At 64.5% G+C, this 15,042-nt stretch carries 14 protein-coding genes; 9 read left to right on the top strand and 5 right to left on the bottom strand.

Annotated features, from left to right (window positions below; translation table 11 throughout):
- Positions 1-38: 38 nt before the first annotated feature.
- On the bottom strand, positions 39-1,103 hold the full coding sequence (gene rlmM, locus NP552_RS09570) for a 23S rRNA (cytidine(2498)-2'-O)-methyltransferase RlmM (RefSeq protein WP_043864591.1): 1,065 nt from the start codon (positions 1,101-1,103) through the stop codon (positions 39-41).
- Between the two features lie 251 nt (positions 1,104-1,354).
- Between rlmM and acnA the strand changes: the two genes are divergently transcribed.
- Both acnA and NP552_RS09560 read left to right on the top strand, forming a co-directional pair.
- Complete coding sequence (gene acnA / locus NP552_RS09565; protein WP_088514238.1) at positions 1,355-4,096, top strand: aconitate hydratase AcnA; 2,742 nt, start codon at positions 1,355-1,357, stop codon at positions 4,094-4,096.
- Between the two features lie 312 nt (positions 4,097-4,408).
- Positions 4,409-5,974: a methyl-accepting chemotaxis protein gene (locus NP552_RS09560; protein WP_274096676.1), complete on the top strand. Its 1,566-nt coding sequence runs from the start codon at positions 4,409-4,411 to the stop codon at positions 5,972-5,974.
- A 40-nt stretch (positions 5,975-6,014) separates the two neighbouring features.
- On the opposite strand, the gene NP552_RS09555 is transcribed toward NP552_RS09560, so the two are convergent.
- From NP552_RS09555 to NP552_RS09540, 4 genes are all read right to left on the bottom strand, one after another.
- A complete protein-coding gene (locus tag NP552_RS09555; RefSeq protein ID WP_043864664.1) occupies positions 6,015-6,899 on the bottom strand; it encodes a pseudouridine synthase in 885 nt (294 codons plus the stop codon).
- 50 nt (positions 6,900-6,949) lie between these two features.
- Positions 6,950-7,261, bottom strand: coding sequence for a hypothetical protein (locus NP552_RS09550; RefSeq protein ID WP_043864594.1), 312 nt, complete (start codon positions 7,259-7,261; stop codon positions 6,950-6,952).
- Positions 7,262-7,331: 70 nt separating this feature from the next.
- On the bottom strand, positions 7,332-7,763 hold the full coding sequence (locus NP552_RS09545; protein WP_058541337.1) for a D-Ala-D-Ala carboxypeptidase family metallohydrolase: 432 nt from the start codon (positions 7,761-7,763) through the stop codon (positions 7,332-7,334).
- 126 nt (positions 7,764-7,889) lie between these two features.
- Positions 7,890-8,126 carry a glutaredoxin family protein gene (locus tag NP552_RS09540; RefSeq protein ID WP_043864595.1) on the bottom strand — a complete coding sequence of 79 codons (237 nt, stop codon included), beginning with the start codon at positions 8,124-8,126 and terminating at the stop codon, positions 7,890-7,892.
- A gap of 160 nt (positions 8,127-8,286) precedes the next feature.
- Between NP552_RS09540 and NP552_RS09535 the strand changes: the two genes are divergently transcribed.
- From NP552_RS09535 to NP552_RS09505, 7 genes are all read left to right on the top strand, one after another.
- Entirely contained in the window at positions 8,287-10,242 is a 1,956-nt protein-coding gene (locus NP552_RS09535) for a monovalent cation:proton antiporter family protein (RefSeq protein WP_274096675.1), read from the top strand.
- A 261-nt stretch (positions 10,243-10,503) separates the two neighbouring features.
- On the top strand, positions 10,504-10,809 hold the full coding sequence (locus NP552_RS09530) for a DUF883 family protein (protein WP_043864597.1): 306 nt from the start codon (positions 10,504-10,506) through the stop codon (positions 10,807-10,809).
- Positions 10,810-10,819: 10 nt separating this feature from the next.
- Positions 10,820-11,188, top strand: coding sequence for a phage holin family protein (locus NP552_RS09525; RefSeq protein WP_043864598.1), 369 nt, complete (start codon positions 10,820-10,822; stop codon positions 11,186-11,188).
- On the top strand, positions 11,185-11,520 hold the full coding sequence (locus NP552_RS09520) for a hypothetical protein (RefSeq protein ID WP_043864599.1): 336 nt from the start codon (positions 11,185-11,187) through the stop codon (positions 11,518-11,520). The genes NP552_RS09525 and NP552_RS09520 overlap by 4 nt, the downstream gene beginning before the upstream one ends.
- Positions 11,521-11,617: 97 nt before the next feature.
- Entirely contained in the window at positions 11,618-12,781 is a 1,164-nt protein-coding gene (locus NP552_RS09515; RefSeq protein ID WP_274096674.1) for an EAL domain-containing protein, read from the top strand.
- A 62-nt stretch (positions 12,782-12,843) separates the two neighbouring features.
- The gene (locus NP552_RS09510) at positions 12,844-14,175 is read left to right on the top strand and encodes a deoxyguanosinetriphosphate triphosphohydrolase (RefSeq protein ID WP_088514240.1); all 1,332 of its coding nucleotides are present in this window, start codon (positions 12,844-12,846) and stop codon (positions 14,173-14,175) included.
- Positions 14,176-14,412: 237 nt separating this feature from the next.
- The gene (locus NP552_RS09505) at positions 14,413-15,039 is read left to right on the top strand and encodes a response regulator transcription factor (protein ID WP_043864602.1); all 627 of its coding nucleotides are present in this window, start codon (positions 14,413-14,415) and stop codon (positions 15,037-15,039) included.
- Positions 15,040-15,042 lie beyond the last annotated feature (3 nt).

Here is a 15,042-nt window from a genome sequence, read left to right as displayed (position 1 = left end):
TTGTTCGGTGTTGATTGAAGGCCTTGCCGGCGAGGGTCTCAACGCGGTTTCAGATCCAGACGACGCAGGTGACACGTCACCTCTTCACGGTCGTGATACAGCTGCTTGCAGCCGATCGACACCTTGACCTTGCGCGCCTTGAATCCGTCCTCGATACGCTCGAGCAGCCGCCGCACCTCGGCATAGCGCTGCTTCATCGGCAGCTTGAGGTTGACCACCGCCTCGCGGCACAGCCCTTCCCCCAGCCAGGTTTCCAGCAGCGCCGCGCTGCGCGCCGGCTTCTCGACAATGTCGCACACCATCCAGTCCACGGTCTGCCTGGGCTTGTAGGTAAACCCGTCGGCCATCAGGTGCTGCACCAGCCCGGTATCCATCAGGCTCTCGGCCATCGGCCCGTTGTCGATCGCGGTCACCAGCATGCCGCGCTTGACCAGCTGGTAGGTCCAGCCACCCGGTGCGGCGCCCAGGTCGACCCCGGTCATGTCGCCCGACAGGCGCTGCTCCCACTGCTCACGCGGGATGAAGTGGTGCCAGGCCTCCTCGAGCTTGAGGGTCGAACGGCTCGGCGCCTCGCGCGGAAACTTCAGGCGCGGGATGCCCATCGGCCACATCGCCGAGTTGTCCGCTGCGGCCAGCCCCACGAACACCCGCCGGCCGCTGACGAAGGTCAGCAGCAGACGCGGCCTGGCCGGGTCGTCAACCAGCCGGCCAGCCTTGCTCAAGGCCTTGCACAACGGCGCCTCGAACTTGCGGCAGAAGGTAGACAGCTCTTTGCCGTCATTGGTGTCCATCACCTCCAGCCACACGCTGCCACACACCGGGTAGGCGGCCAGGTGCTCGAGCAGCACGCTGATACGGTCGGTTTCGGGCAACTCGACGAAGCTGCCGCGGGCCCACTGGCGCGGGAAGATCAGCTGCTTGAAACGCAGCTCGCGCATCAGGCGCTCGGCGCCCTCGGCGTCGTTGCACACGAACTCGGCACAGGCGCTCTGCGGCTTGCCCTTGGCATAACCGGCAACCCCCAGGCGTGCGGCATGCTCGGCGATCTCGGCGCACACTTCACCCTCGAAACCGGGCCGGCAATGCATAAACAGGGTATTCATCAACTACTCCAGAACGGCTGGCCTGCACGCCAACCCTGACCGGGCGCAACACCTGCACACGGCAAATCGGCGAATGATAAAGCAGTTTAGGAACTGGCGACACGCCCCGCCGGTCCAGTACATGGTCAGGTCCGCCAAACAGGGCTAACCTGACCGCTTAGCCAGGTCCGTGCCGTGCGGACCGTCACAGAGGCGGTGAACTGGCGACTGCAAGGATGATTGCCAGGCACCGACGCAGAAGGAGTTGGCAGATGCCCTCGCTCGACAGCCTGAAAACCCTCAAGACCCTGACGGTGGAGAACCGTGAATACCATTACTACAGCCTGACCGAGGCCGCCCGCAGCCTCGGCGACCTGCAGCGCCTGCCGATGTCGCTCAAGGTGCTGCTGGAAAACCTGCTGCGCTGGGAAGACGGCAAGACCGTCACCGGCCAGGACCTGCACGCCCTGGCCGAGTGGCTGCAGCAGCGCCGCTCGGACCGCGAGATCCAGTACCGCCCGGCACGGGTGCTGATGCAAGACTTCACCGGCGTGCCCGCCGTGGTCGACCTGGCCGCCATGCGCGCCGCCATGGCCAAGGCCGGCGGCGATCCGCAGCGCATCAACCCGCTTTCCCCGGTCGACCTGGTGATCGACCACTCGGTGATGGTCGATCGCTACGCCACCGCGCAGGCCTTCGGCGAGAACGTCGACATCGAGATGCAGCGCAACGGCGAACGCTATGCGTTCCTGCGCTGGGGCCAGAACGCCTTCGACAACTTCAGCGTAGTGCCGCCGGGCACTGGCATCTGTCACCAGGTCAACCTGGAGTACCTGGGCCGCACCGTGTGGACCCGCGAGGAAGACGGACGCACCTATGCCTTCCCCGACACCCTGGTCGGCACCGACTCGCACACCACCATGATCAACGGCCTGGGCGTGCTGGGCTGGGGCGTGGGCGGCATCGAGGCAGAGGCGGCCATGCTCGGCCAGCCGGTGTCGATGCTGATCCCCGAGGTGATCGGGTTCAAGCTGACCGGCAAGCTGCGCGAAGGCATCACCGCCACCGACCTGGTGCTGACCGTGACGCAGATGCTGCGCAAGAAGGGCGTGGTGGGCAAGTTCGTCGAGTTCTACGGCGACGGCCTGGCCCAGTTGCCCCTGGCCGACCGCGCGACCATTGCCAACATGGCGCCGGAGTACGGCGCCACGTGCGGTTTCTTCCCGGTGGACGACGTGACCCTGGATTACCTGCGCCTGTCCGGTCGCCCCGCCGCCACCGTGCAACTGGTGGAGGCCTACTGCAAGGCCCAGGGTCTGTGGCGCGAGGCGGGCCAGGAGCCGGTGTTCACCGACACCCTGGCACTGGACATGGACGAAGTCGAAGCCAGCCTGGCCGGGCCCAAGCGCCCGCAGGACCGTGTGGCGCTGTCCCAGGTGGCCCAGGCATTCAACAACTTCATCGGCTTGCAACTGAAGGTGTCGACCAAGGAGGTTGGGCGCCTGGAAAGTGAAGGGGGCGGCGGCGTCGCGGTGGGCAATGCCGACCAGGCCGGCGAAATCGAATACGAGCACGAGGGCGCCAATCACCTGCTCAAGGACGGTGCCGTGGTGATCGCCGCGATCACCTCCTGCACCAACACCTCCAACCCCAGCGTGATGATGGCTGCCGGGCTGGTGGCCAAGAAGGCCGTGGAAAAGGGCCTGCAGCGCAAGCCCTGGGTCAAGACCTCACTGGCCCCCGGCTCCAAGGTGGTGACCGACTACTACAAGGCGGCCGGGCTGACCCCTTATCTGGATGCCCTGGGCTTCGACCTGGTCGGCTACGGCTGCACCACCTGCATCGGCAACTCCGGCCCGCTGGCCGAGCCGATCGAAAAGGCCATCACCCAGGCCGACCTTACCGTCGCCTCGGTACTGTCGGGCAACCGCAACTTCGAAGGCCGGGTACACCCGCTGGTCAAGACCAACTGGCTGGCGTCGCCGCCGCTGGTGGTGGCCTACGCCCTGGCCGGCAGCGTGCGCGTCGACCTGTCCAGCGAGGCCCTGGGCCTGGGCAAGGACGGCAAGCCGGTGTACCTGCGCGATATCTGGCCCAGCCAGCAGGAAATCGCCGAAGCCGTGGCCAAGGTCGATACCGCGATGTTCCACAAGGAGTATGCCGAGGTATTTGCCGGCGACGCACAGTGGCAGGCCATCGAGGTGCCGCAGGCAGCGACCTATGTGTGGCAGGAGGACTCCACCTACATCCAGCATCCGCCCTTCTTCGACGACATCACCGGCCCGCTGCCGGTCATCGAAGACATCCACGGCGCCCGGATACTCGCGCTGCTGGGCGATTCGGTGACCACCGACCACATCTCGCCCGCCGGCAACATCAAGGCCGACAGCCCGGCCGGACGCTACCTGCGCGACAAGGGCGTGGAGCCGCGGGACTTCAACTCCTACGGCTCGCGTCGCGGCAACCATGAGGTCATGATGCGCGGCACCTTCGCCAACATCCGCATCCGCAACGAGATGCTCGGTGGCGAGGAAGGCGGCAACACGGTGCATGTGCCCAGCGCCGAGAAGCTGGCGATCTATGACGCGGCCATGCGCTACAAGGCCGAAGGTACACCACTGGTGGTGATCGCCGGGCAGGAATACGGCACCGGTTCCAGCCGCGACTGGGCCGCCAAGGGCACCAACCTGCTGGGGGTCAAGGCGGTACTGGCCGAAAGCTTCGAGCGTATCCACCGCTCCAACCTGGTGGGCATGGGCGTGCTGCCCCTGCAGTTCGCCGAGGGCCAGACGCGCAAGACCCTGGGGCTGACCGGCCATGAGCGCATCGACATTCTCGGCCTCAGCCAGACCCAGGTGCAGCCACGCATGACGCTGACCCTGCGCATCACCCGCGAAGACGCATCGACGCAGCAGATCCAGGTACTGTGCCGCATCGATACGCTCAACGAAGTGGAGTACTTCAAGGCTGGCGGCATTCTGCACTACGTGCTGCGCCAGTTGATCGCGAGCTAGCCTGAAGCAGGCCCGGCGCCGTTGCGCCGGGCCTGCATTGGCCCGCCGTGTGGCCACTGAGTTCGACCTGAACCAGAGGCACTGTGCGGCGTTGCCCGCCTGCTACCTGCCCCCGCGTGAACACCAGGTCACTAGCTGACTAACATGACAAATATATGAAAGAATGCAAACAAGTTGCTTGACTTTGCAGCCTTTCAACTACAACACGAACAGCTAAGGCACCTTGAGCCGGATCAATATTCTTTAAATATCCATTCAATAAAAACGCCTGTCTGCCGATACACCACGAAAGCCTTCCGGATAGAACAGCTTATGCGTAACAATCAGCCGATTACCCAGCGCGAACGGACTTTCCCTGCCCAACAACGTCTGATATCGACCACCGATGCCAAGGGTGTGATCACCTACTGCAACGATGCCTTCGTCGAGATCAGCGGCTTTTCGCGGGAGGAGCTCATTCGTGCGCCACACAACCTGGTCCGGCACCCGGATGTGCCGCCGGCTGTGTTTGCGCATATGTGGAGTACGCTCAAGCAGGGCCTGCCGTGGATGGGCATCGTCAAGAACCGATGCAAGTCGGGTGATCATTACTGGGTCAACGCCTATGTCACCCCCATCTTCGAGAACAACCAGGTAGTCGGCTACAAGTCGGTGCGGGTCAAGCCCAGCGCCGAACAGATCCGTCGCGCCGAGGCGCTGTATCACCGCATCAATCAGGGCAAGCCACCCATTCCGCGTCGCGACCGCTGGCTGCCGGTACTGCAGGACTGGCTGCCGTTCATCCTGGTCAGCCAGGTCGGCTTCCTGATCGGCAGCTGGCTGGGCCACTCCTGGGGCTTCGCCGTGGCGGCCGCCCTGTCGGTACCGCTGGGGCTGCTGGGCCTGAGCTGGCAGCAGCGTGGCCTCAAGCGCCTGCTGCGCCTGGCCGAACAGACCACCTCCGACCCGCTGATCGCGCAGATGTACACCGACAGCCGCGGCGTGCAGGCTCGCCTGGAAATGGCCATGCTCAGCCAGGACGCGCGCCTCAAGACCTGCCTGACCCGCCTGCAGGACACCGCCGAGCACCTCAACGAGCAGGCGCGCCAGTCCGACACCCTGGCCCACAACAGCTCCTCGGGCCTGGAGCGCCAGCGCGTGGAGACCGAGCAGGTGGCCGCTGCCGTCAACCAGATGGCCGCCACCACCCAGGAAGTGGCCAACCACGTGCAGCGCACCGCCGATGCCACCCAGGAAGCCAACCGCCTGACCGGGCGCGGCCGCGACATCGCCGGCGAAACCCGCGATGCGATCCAGCGTCTGTCGGCTGCCGTGGGCGAAACCGGCCTGACCGTGACCCAGCTGGCCCGCGACAGCGACGAGATTGGTGGCGTGGTCGATGTGATCAAGGGCATTGCCGACCAGACCAACCTGCTGGCGCTCAACGCCGCCATCGAAGCGGCACGCGCCGGTGAAATGGGCCGCGGCTTCGCCGTGGTGGCCGACGAAGTGCGTCAGCTGGCGCAGCGCACCAGTGAATCGACCGGGCAGATCCACGGCCTGATCGCCAAGCTCCAGCAAACCGCCAGCAATGCCGTACAGACCATGGAAACCGGCCATCGCCAGGCCGAGGAAGGTGTGGCACGGGTGATGGAAGCCGACCAGGCGCTGGTGGGCATCAGCGAGGCGGTGGCCAACATCACCGACATGACCACGCAGATTGCCGCCGCTACCGAAGAGCAGACCGCAGTGGCCGATGAAATCAGCCGCAACATCAGCACCATCGCCCAGCTTGCCGACCAGACCTCCGAGCAGGCCCAGCATTCGGCGCTGCTCAGCGAGGAACTGACCCTCACCGCCACCACCCAGTATTCCCTGGTGGAGCGCTTCAACCGTTGACCCGGTGGCGCACAACCTCTGGTTGTGCGCCCACAGCGGTCTACCAGTCCAGTGTCAGCCGGCTTTCGAAATAGCGCTCCTGCCCATCGAGCGGGTCGTTGAAGCGCAGGTTGTGGGCCAGCAGCTTGAGTGGCCTTGCGTAGTCATCGGGGCCCTGCACGATCTGCGGGTAGAACGGATCATTGCAGATACTCGCCCCCAGCGCCGTCATGTGCACCCGCAACTGGTGGGTCTTGCCAGTGACCGGTGACAGGCCGTAGCGCCACCACTCGCCGTTTTTTTCCAGAACCCGGGCAATGGTTTCGCTGTTGCTGACGCCGGGCACCTCCTGCATGCGAAAGAACGGCTCGCCATTGACCAGCCGGCTCTTGTGCACCCGCGGGAACTCCAGCTGCGGCAAGGCGCGGGCAATGGCCTGGTAGTGCTTGTCGATCTGTCGGGTGGGAAACAGCTGCTGATAGGCCGAACGGCTTTGCGGGTTGGCCGAGAACAGCACCAGGCCCGCCGTGTGCCGGTCGATGCGGTGCAATGGCACCAGGTGCGGGTTGTCGAGCCGGCGAATCAAACGGCGCAGCAACGTGTGTTCGACATATTCGCCAGTGGGCGTCACCGGCAGAAAGTGCGGTTTGTCGGCCACCACCAGGTGCTCGTCGACGTGCAGGATATGCTCCTGCACCGGGATCGGCTTTTCGTTGGGTACTTCGCGAAAATAGTGGATACGCAGGCCTGGCTTGTAGGCAAGGCCCACGTCAATCGGCGCGCCCTGGGCATCCAGCACCCGCCCACGGGCGATGCGATCGAGCCATTGTTCACGGCTGATCGCCTTGAAGTGGTCGCACAGGCAGTCGAGCACGGTGGCCCAACTGCCCGGTGGCAGGCAGACGGTGCTGGCCTGGTGCTGGGCCGGATCGAAAGGGACACTCATGGACATGCTCGCCAGTTGGGGGCCGTCCATTATCCGGCATGCCTGCCGGCTCAGCCAGCCCGGGTTGCCGCAGCCTCGGTAAACTCCTTGAGCCAGCGCAGCACATCCACCGCCTCCCAGCGGCCCGGATCGTACAACGCATACATCAGGCCCTGGTAACCGACCACATCCAGCGCCCGGTGGTAACCGGCGCGCTGGAACAATGCCTCGATCTCAGCAAAGCAGGTGTTGAAGTGGATCTTGCTGAAAGGGGTCTTGCCCTCGGTGACCAGGCCATCGAGGCGCAATTCGAGCACGGCCTCGCGCACCTGTTCGACAGCCATGCGGTTGACGCTGTATTTCAATTGTTCGACGTTGACCATCGTCCGGCCCCTCTGGCGCAAGCGCTCACCCGATTACTGTATTTGCATACAGTGTATGAATGAACAGTACTCACTGCAACCCCGGCAGGTAGCCGGTACCCTCGCGCACCGTCAGCACCTGCTTGCGCCCTGCCCCTTCGGCGATGGCCAGGTGAACCCAGCGGTCGAACTCCAGAATGAGCTGGTCGAACGCCAGACCGCTGTCCAGGATACGTTGCGCCACCACCAGGGGTGAAAGCGCCGCCACGCTGATATCGGCTGCCAGCCCGAGGGTATGCGCACTGCCGCTCACCCCGCCGACACGACGGTTGAGCTCGTTGCTGCGGTAGGCACTGTTGACGCGGATGGGATGCCCGAGCAGGCTGCGTACCTGCTCCAGGGTCTGGCTCAGACGGCGCAGGTTGGCCAGGGCATCGGGGCCGGGCTGGTTGGTCAGGCCTTCACGCCGGGCAGTTTCGGAAGCAGTCAGTTCTTCCAGTGTGAAATGCGGACTCAGGTGCATGGTTCGCCACTCCTTGGCGGATGAGACTTCGTCACGGGTGTATGCTGCGCTGGCGATTCTCCAACAGCACCTGCGCCGTTGCATCACAGATTGTGCATCGGCATGTGAACACCCCGCTGGCGACGCTCAGCTCAGAAACGCGACCACCTGCTCGGTATCGAACGGCCAGAGCAGCTCGGCACCGGAGTCACAGCGACGCAGCACCGGAATCAGCAGGCCGTAGCGCTCGACATCGGCCGGATCATCGGCAATATCGACCAGCTCGACCAGCAGCCCGTGCTCGACAAGCGGCATCAGAATGGCCTCGGCCACCTCGCACAGGTGACAGCCCAGGGTGCCGAGCAGTTGAGTTTCAGGAAGCATGGGAAGTACCGTGAAACGTGAAAAGCGGACCCGTATTCTAGGCCCGTACACCTGGCGGGTCGAGACACCAACGACTGACCTGGGTCAGCCTGCGTGGCCTCGAGCGCTGTAAACTGACAAATTTTTTCGCGCCCGTCGGCATTGCAATGGAGTGTATTGAGTGTTTGCCAACCTGCTGATCATCCTGGCCTCGTCACTGGTGGTCATCGCCATTTTCCGGCGCCTGCAATTGCCCCCCGTGCTGGGCTACCTGTGCGTCGGCCTGTTCGTCGGCCCCACCGCCCTGGACTGGGTCAATGAAAGCGAAGAACTGCCCGACCTCGCCGAAATGGGCGTGGTGTTCCTGCTGTTTTCCCTGGGCCTTGAATTCTCTCTGAGCAAGATGCTCGCCCTGCGCCGCGTGGTCTTCGGCCTGGGCAGCCTGCAGGTGATCTGCTCGGCGCTGCTGCTGGCCGGCCTGCTGGGGCTGCTTGGCATGCCGGCCGGGGCCGCCCTGCTGCTGGGTGGCGGCCTGGCGCTGTCGTCCACCGCCATCGTCAGCAAGGAACTCACCAGCCTCGGCGAAATCTTCAGCAGCCACGGCCAGAACGCCATTGGCGTGCTGCTGTTCCAGGACGTGATTGCGGTACTGCTGCTGACCCTGGTGCCGGTGTTCGCCGGCCAGGGCGGCCAGGCCTGGTACTGGGCACTGCCGCTGACCCTGGGCAAGACCGTGATCCTGTTCATCGGCCTGCTGCTGGCCAACCGCTGGCTGCTGCCGCGCCTGTTCCACGAGGTGGCCCGCTCGCACTCGGCCGAGCTGTTCGTGCTGCTGGCACTGGTGATCGTGCTGCTGACCGCCTGGCTTACCCACCTGCTGGGCCTGTCTCCGGCACTGGGGGCGTTCCTCGCCGGGATGCTGCTGGGCGAAAGCAACTATCGCCACCAGATCGAAGCCGATATCCGCCCCTTCCGCGACATCCTGCTGGGGCTGTTCTTTGTCAGTATCGGCATGCTCATCGACCTGCAACTGTTTGCCAGCCACGGCCTGGAAATCCTCGGCCTGACCCTGGCCCTGCTGGCCATCAAGGGCGTGGTGGTGGCGGTGCTGGTCAAGCTGCGCGGCAGCGACAGCGAAACCGCCTGGCGCAGTGGCGTGGCCCTGGCCCAGGGCGGCGAGTTCTGCTTCGCACTGATGGCGCAGATGCAACAGACCCGCCTGCTGCCCGAAGACCTCGGGCACCTGCTGCTGGCCGCCACCTTCTGTTCGATGCTGGTCACCCCGCTGATGCTGCGCGGCGCTCCGGCGCTGGCCGCCCGCCTGCATCGCAAACCCAACCAGGAGGTGCAGCTCGAAGAGATCCAGGCACAAAGCGCCTCGCTCAGCGGGCACGTGCTGATCTGTGGTTATGGCCGGGTAGGCCAGTCCATCGGGCGCTTCCTGCGGCGCGAACAGCTGGCCTTCATTGCCCTGGACGACGACCCGGTCAGGGTGCAGGAGGCCGCCGCCGGCGAGCAGCGCGTGCACTACGGCGACTCGCGGCGCGGTGAACTGCTGGCGGCCATCGGCCTGGAGCGTGCCCGGCTGCTGGTGATCGCGGTAGACAAGACCGATGTCGCCATGAGCGTGCTCAAGGCCGCCCGTCACTTCAACACCCAGGTGCCGATCCTGGTGCGCACCCGCGACGACAGCCTGCGCGACGAACTGCGCGCCGCAGGTGCCACGGCGGTGGTACCGGAGTTGCTGGAGTCCAGCCTGATGCTCGCCTCCCATGCCCTGGTGATGCTCGGCGTACCCCAGGAGCGTGTACAGCAGCGTATCGACGAGGTGCGCCAGAGCCGCTATCGCCTGCTGCACGGGTTCTACCAAGGGGCGCAGACCAGCCCGGTCGACAGCGAAGGCCTGCCCAAGGTCATGCTGCATGCGGTCAACCTGGGCGATGCCTATGCCTGCGGACGCCCGCTGACCGAGCTGGGCCTGGACCTGCTCGGGGTGGAAGTACAGGCCGTGCAGCGCGATGGCGAGGAAGTGGCCCTGGCCACCGATACCTGCCTGCATGCCGGTGACGCGGTGCTGCTGAGCGGCCCCTCCAACGCCATCGATGCCTGCCAGGCCCGCCTGCTGACCGGGCGCTAGCGGCTGCCGTGCGCACTACCCTGGCCCGCGATGTGGGGGCCGGGGGCGCGAATGCAGCGCTGACGTGGAGTTTTTTCCGGGGTTTGTCGTGGATTGGGTTATGGTTTATCGACCGGCCGTCGTTTCGCGCCCTGATCTGGCGCGGCCGCCCGGCCTGCTGCACCAAGGCAAGGCAAATGCTGTACCACTGCCGATTGCACTGAACCTTACGCAGCGCTCGGCACTCGAAATGCCAGACGCCCACTTGACACGGAGAGACCCATGGCCCGCAAAACTGCAAAAGACATCCTTCAGGCAGACTTCGAAATCCTGGTACAGGATGCCGAAAAACTGCTGGAGCACTCCGCGACCCTGGCCGGCGATCAGGCCGACGAGTTGCGCAGGCAGATCGAGGAAAGCGTGTCGCGTGCCCGCGAGACCCTCAAGCAGACCCAGGACTCGGTACGTGAACGCAGCCAGGCTGCACTCAGCGCCACCGAGGACTACGTGCAGTCCAACCCCTGGCAATCCGTCGGCATTGCCGCTGGCGTGGGCTTTCTGATCGGCCTGCTGGCCAGTCGTCGCTGAGGTACGGGGTATGGAAACCGAAACCACCGGCTCGTCTTCACGGCGCCTTGGCGCCGCCATCCTTGGTCTGCTGCACGGCCACGTCGAACTGTTCGGCATCGAACTGCAGGAACAGAAGGCGCGCACCCTGAGCCTGCTGCTGTTCGCCGGGCTGGCCCTGGTGTTCGCCCTGCTGTTGCTGACGGCCTTGTCGGCGCTGCTGCTGATTCTGCTGTGGGACAGTTATCGCCTGGCCGGCATCATCGGCCTGTGCGTGTTCTACAGCCTGGCGGCGGTATTCTGCGGGCTGCGCCTCAAGGCAGCGGTGTTCGACGAGTCCTCGCCGTTCCATGCCACCCTCGAAGAACTTGCCAAGGACCGGGAGCGCCTGTTGCCATGAGCCTGCCTGAATTGCCGCAAACCACCGACCGCCGCGAACTGCGCAAGGCCCTGGTACGCCTGCGCCTGGAAATGCGTCGCCAGGAAATCCGCCACGAATCCGGGCAACTGCTCAAGCCGCTGACACGCCTGCGCGGGGTGGGCGACTCCCTGCAAGGCGGGCTGCAGGGCGGCCTGGGCATCAAGCACGCACCCCTCTGGGGTATCGGCGCCGTGGTGCTGCTGGGCTTTCTGACCGGCAAGGGCGCACGCAACGGCAGCCTGACACGGCTGGCCGGCGTGGGCAGCAGCCTGACGCCGCTGATACGCCTGTTCATGCAGTCAAGGCGCTGAACGCAAACTGGCTGCATTCTTGCAATACGAGGCGGCGGGCCGCAGGCTTGCCGTGCTGAGCATCCGGCCAGCCGTCTCGTAAAAACAAGGAGCCGCCGTGTACGACGGGCACCCGCTCGCCTGCTATCAACCCTTCATCGATACGGCCACTGGCCGCATCGCCGGTATCGAAGCCCTTGGCCGACTGGTTCAGGCCGACGGCCAGCTGCGCTCGGTCGGCCCGCTGTTCATTGACCCGCAAATGCCCACCGCAGCCCTGCGCACCCTCGATCGCACGCTGCGTGGCCAGGCCCTGGCAACCTTCAGCCAGGCACCGGGCGACTGGTTTCTGAGCCTGAACATCTCGCCCCGCTGGATCAGCGAGTTGGCTGCCGACGAGCCCTTGCCCAGCCTGATGCAGGTACGACAGCACGGCATCGATGCACGCCGGGTGGTCTTCGAGATCACCGAACAGGGCGGCGACCTGCAGCGCCTGGCCGATGTGGTCACGCGCTATCGCCAGGCCGGCGCGCGCATCGCAATCGATGATTTCGGCGCCGGCTACTCGCAGCTGGACCGGGTGCTGGCGCTGCAGCCAGACATTCTCAAGCTCGACATGCGCCTGTTCCAGGCCGCCGCCCGCGGCGGGCCCAGCAGCGAAGTGGTCAAGGCCCTGGCCCAGATGGCCGAGAAGACCGGGTGCTGGATCATTGCCGAAGGCGTCGAGAACGAGGCCGAGCTTGACTTCGCCCTGGAATGTGGCGCGCGTTATCTGCAGGGCCACCTGTTCGCCCAGGCCCAGGCCGGTTTTTTCGCCAGCGATGCATTCGTCACCCGCTTCGGCCACCTGCGCGAGCGCTACGTGCAGGGCAAGCTGGACGAGCGCGCACGGCTGATGCAACGCCGCCAGCAACTGGCCGAACTGATGCCACGGCTGCAGGCCTGGGCGCAGGCCCAGGCCTCGGTCGAACAGTTGCCGAACCTGCACGCCTACCCTTGGGTGCTGCGGTTTTTTCTGTGTGACCGGCACGGCACCCAGCTCACCCCCAATCTGGAATGGCACGGCCAGCACTGGCACGTGAACAACGGCTACCAGGGCCACAACTGGTCATGGCGGCCCTACTTTTATCACCTGCTGGCCGAGGGCTGGGATGAGCGCCGGTTGATTCTGTCCAGCACCTACCGCGACGCCACCACCAACCAGTACTGCATGACCGCCGGCCAGTTCTTCGACGACGGGCGCCGCCTGCTGCTGATCGACCTGGATGCCGATGGCCTCTGAGGGTTGCGGCCACGTCCGGGACACGGGAAGCTAGGGGCCTGCCCCGCACTGGAGAACCGGCCTTGGACTGGCACACACTGCTTACCCGCGAACGCCTCGGCAAAACCCTGCACAGCCCCGAAGAACTCGGGCGCAGCCCCTTCCACAAGGACCACGACCGGATCATCTTCTCGGGTGCCTTTCGCCGCCTGGGGCGCAAGACCCAGGTACACCCGGTCACCAGCAACGATCACATCCACACGCGCCTGACCCACTCGCTGGAGGTCAGTTGCGTGGGCCGCTCGCTGGGCATGCGGGTGGGCGAGACACTGCGCGACAGCCTGCCGGACTGGTGCGCGCCCAGCGACCTGGGCATGGTGGTGCAGTCTGCCTGCCTGGCCCACGATATCGGCAACCCGCCGTTCGGCCACTCCGGCGAGGACGCAATCCGGCACTGGTTCCAGCAGGCCGCCGGACGCGGCTGGCTGGATGCGATGAGCGATGCCGAACGGGGCGACTTCCTCAATTTCGAAGGCAATGCCCAGGGCTTTCGCGTGTTGACCCAACTGGAGTATCACCAGTTCGATGGCGGCACGCGCCTCACCTACGCCACCCTGGGCACCTACCTCAAGTACCCCTGGAGCGCCCGCCACGCCGATGCCCTGGGCTACAAGAAGCACAAGTTCGGCTGCTACCAGAGCGAGTTGCCGCTGCTGGAGCAGATCGCACGCAAGCTGGGCATGCCGCAACTCGAGCCGCAACGCTGGGCCCGGCACCCGCTTGTGTACCTGATGGAGGCCGCCGACGATATCTGCTATGCGCTGATCGACCTGGAAGACGGCCTGGAAATGGAGCTGCTCGACTACGCCGAGGTAGAAGCGCTGCTGCTGGGGCTGGTGGGTGACGACCTGCCGCAAACCTACCGCCAGCTGGGCCCCGGGGATTCGCGCCGGCGCAAGCTGGCGATCCTGCGCGGCAAGGCGATCGAGCACCTGACCAACGCCGCCGCACGGGCATTCGTCGAGCAGCAGCAAGCCTTGCTGGCCGGCACCCTGCACGGCGACCTGGTCGAGCACATGCACGGCCCGGCCAAGCGCTGTGTGCTGCAGGCCAAGGACATGGCGCGCAAGAAGATCTTCCAGGACAAGCGCAAGACACTGCATGAAATCGGTGCCTACACCACGCTGGAGATTCTGCTCAATGCATTTTGCGGCGCAGCGCTGGAACAGCACGGCGGACGCACGCCCTCGTTCAAGCACCGGCGCATCCTTGACCTGCTGGGCAACAATGCACCCGACCCCAACAGCACATTGCACAGCGCCTTCCTGCGCATGATCGACTTCATTGCCGGCATGACCGACAGCTATGCCAGCGAAATGGCCCGCGAAATGACCGGGCGTTCAAGCCCGGTCTGATGCAGTTGACCCGATCAATACGCTGCAACTTCCACGTATGTAACGTAGGCGATTGCAGCCGTATTGATTAGTGCGCAAAACGATATGGCGCGCTTGAAAATCAACTATTTGTAGCCTTGCGCCCAACTTATTGTAGGAATTTTCCCATATTAAGTTTGAGCGCAACTCTATTTACGTGCACGCCTTCCAACTGGGCTATGGTGCGGCTTCTTTATGGCCCCTACCTGGAAGGTGATTATGCACTCCGTATTTATTGTCGACGATCATCCCGTCATTCGCCTGGCTGTACGCATGTTGCTGGAGAACGAGGGTTATCGGGTCACCGGCGAATCCGACAATGGCGTGGACGCCATGCAGATGACCCGCGAAACCGTGCCCGACCTGATCATCCTCGACATCGGCATCCCCAAGCTGGATGGCCTGGAAGTGCTGTCACGCTTCAACAGCATGGCCGTGCCGATGAAGGTTCTGGTGCTGACTGCGCAATCACCCGTACTGTTTGCAACACGCTGCATGTTGTCGGGGGCCTGCGGTTATGTATGCAAGCAGGAGGACCTCAGCGAGTTGCTCAGTGCCATCAAGGCGGTACTTTCCGGTTACAACTATTTCCCCAGCCAGGCAATAAACCCACTTCGCCATCAGGACAGCGGCGACAGCGAGATGGAACTGTTCAAGACCGTCAATGATCGCGAACTGATGGTTCTGCAACTGTTTGCCCAGGGCAAGAGCAACAAGGAAATTGCGTCCGGCATGTTTCTCAGCAATAAAACCGTGAGCACCTATAAAAAACGCCTGATGCAGAAACTCAAGGCCAACTCGCTGGTGGAACTGATCGAGATGGCCAAACGCAACGCGCTGGTATGAGTG

Source organism: Pseudomonas sp. 8209 (genome assembly GCF_028682105.1).
Taxonomy (GTDB): Bacteria; Pseudomonadota; Gammaproteobacteria; order Pseudomonadales; family Pseudomonadaceae; genus Aquipseudomonas; species Aquipseudomonas palmensis.
The sequence above is the reverse complement of the archived record's forward strand: the minus strand, read 5'-3'. Positions and strand labels throughout refer to the sequence as shown.

What these genes read in the sequence shown, in the direction of transcription:
- NP552_RS09560 (WP_274096676.1), top strand. Translation starts at nt 4,409, where the DNA reads ATGCGTAACAATCAGCCGATTACCCAGCGCGAACGGACTTTCCCTGCC.
- NP552_RS09530 (WP_043864597.1), top strand. Translation starts at nt 10,504, where the DNA reads ATGGCCCGCAAAACTGCAAAAGACATCCTTCAGGCAGACTTCGAAATC.
- NP552_RS09550 (WP_043864594.1), bottom strand. Translation starts at nt 7,261, where the DNA reads ATGGTCAACGTCGAACAATTGAAATACAGCGTCAACCGCATGGCTGTC.
- NP552_RS09555 (WP_043864664.1), bottom strand. Translation starts at nt 6,899, where the DNA reads ATGAGTGTCCCTTTCGATCCGGCCCAGCACCAGGCCAGCACCGTCTGC.
- rlmM (WP_043864591.1), bottom strand. Translation starts at nt 1,103, where the DNA reads ATGAATACCCTGTTTATGCATTGCCGGCCCGGTTTCGAGGGTGAAGTG.
- NP552_RS09505 (WP_043864602.1), top strand. Translation starts at nt 14,413, where the DNA reads ATGCACTCCGTATTTATTGTCGACGATCATCCCGTCATTCGCCTGGCT.
- NP552_RS09545 (WP_058541337.1), bottom strand. Translation starts at nt 7,763, where the DNA reads ATGCACCTGAGTCCGCATTTCACACTGGAAGAACTGACTGCTTCCGAA.
- NP552_RS09525 (WP_043864598.1), top strand. Translation starts at nt 10,820, where the DNA reads ATGGAAACCGAAACCACCGGCTCGTCTTCACGGCGCCTTGGCGCCGCC.
- NP552_RS09520 (WP_043864599.1), top strand. Translation starts at nt 11,185, where the DNA reads ATGAGCCTGCCTGAATTGCCGCAAACCACCGACCGCCGCGAACTGCGC.
- NP552_RS09540 (WP_043864595.1), bottom strand. Translation starts at nt 8,126, where the DNA reads ATGCTTCCTGAAACTCAACTGCTCGGCACCCTGGGCTGTCACCTGTGC.
- acnA (WP_088514238.1), top strand. Translation starts at nt 1,355, where the DNA reads ATGCCCTCGCTCGACAGCCTGAAAACCCTCAAGACCCTGACGGTGGAG.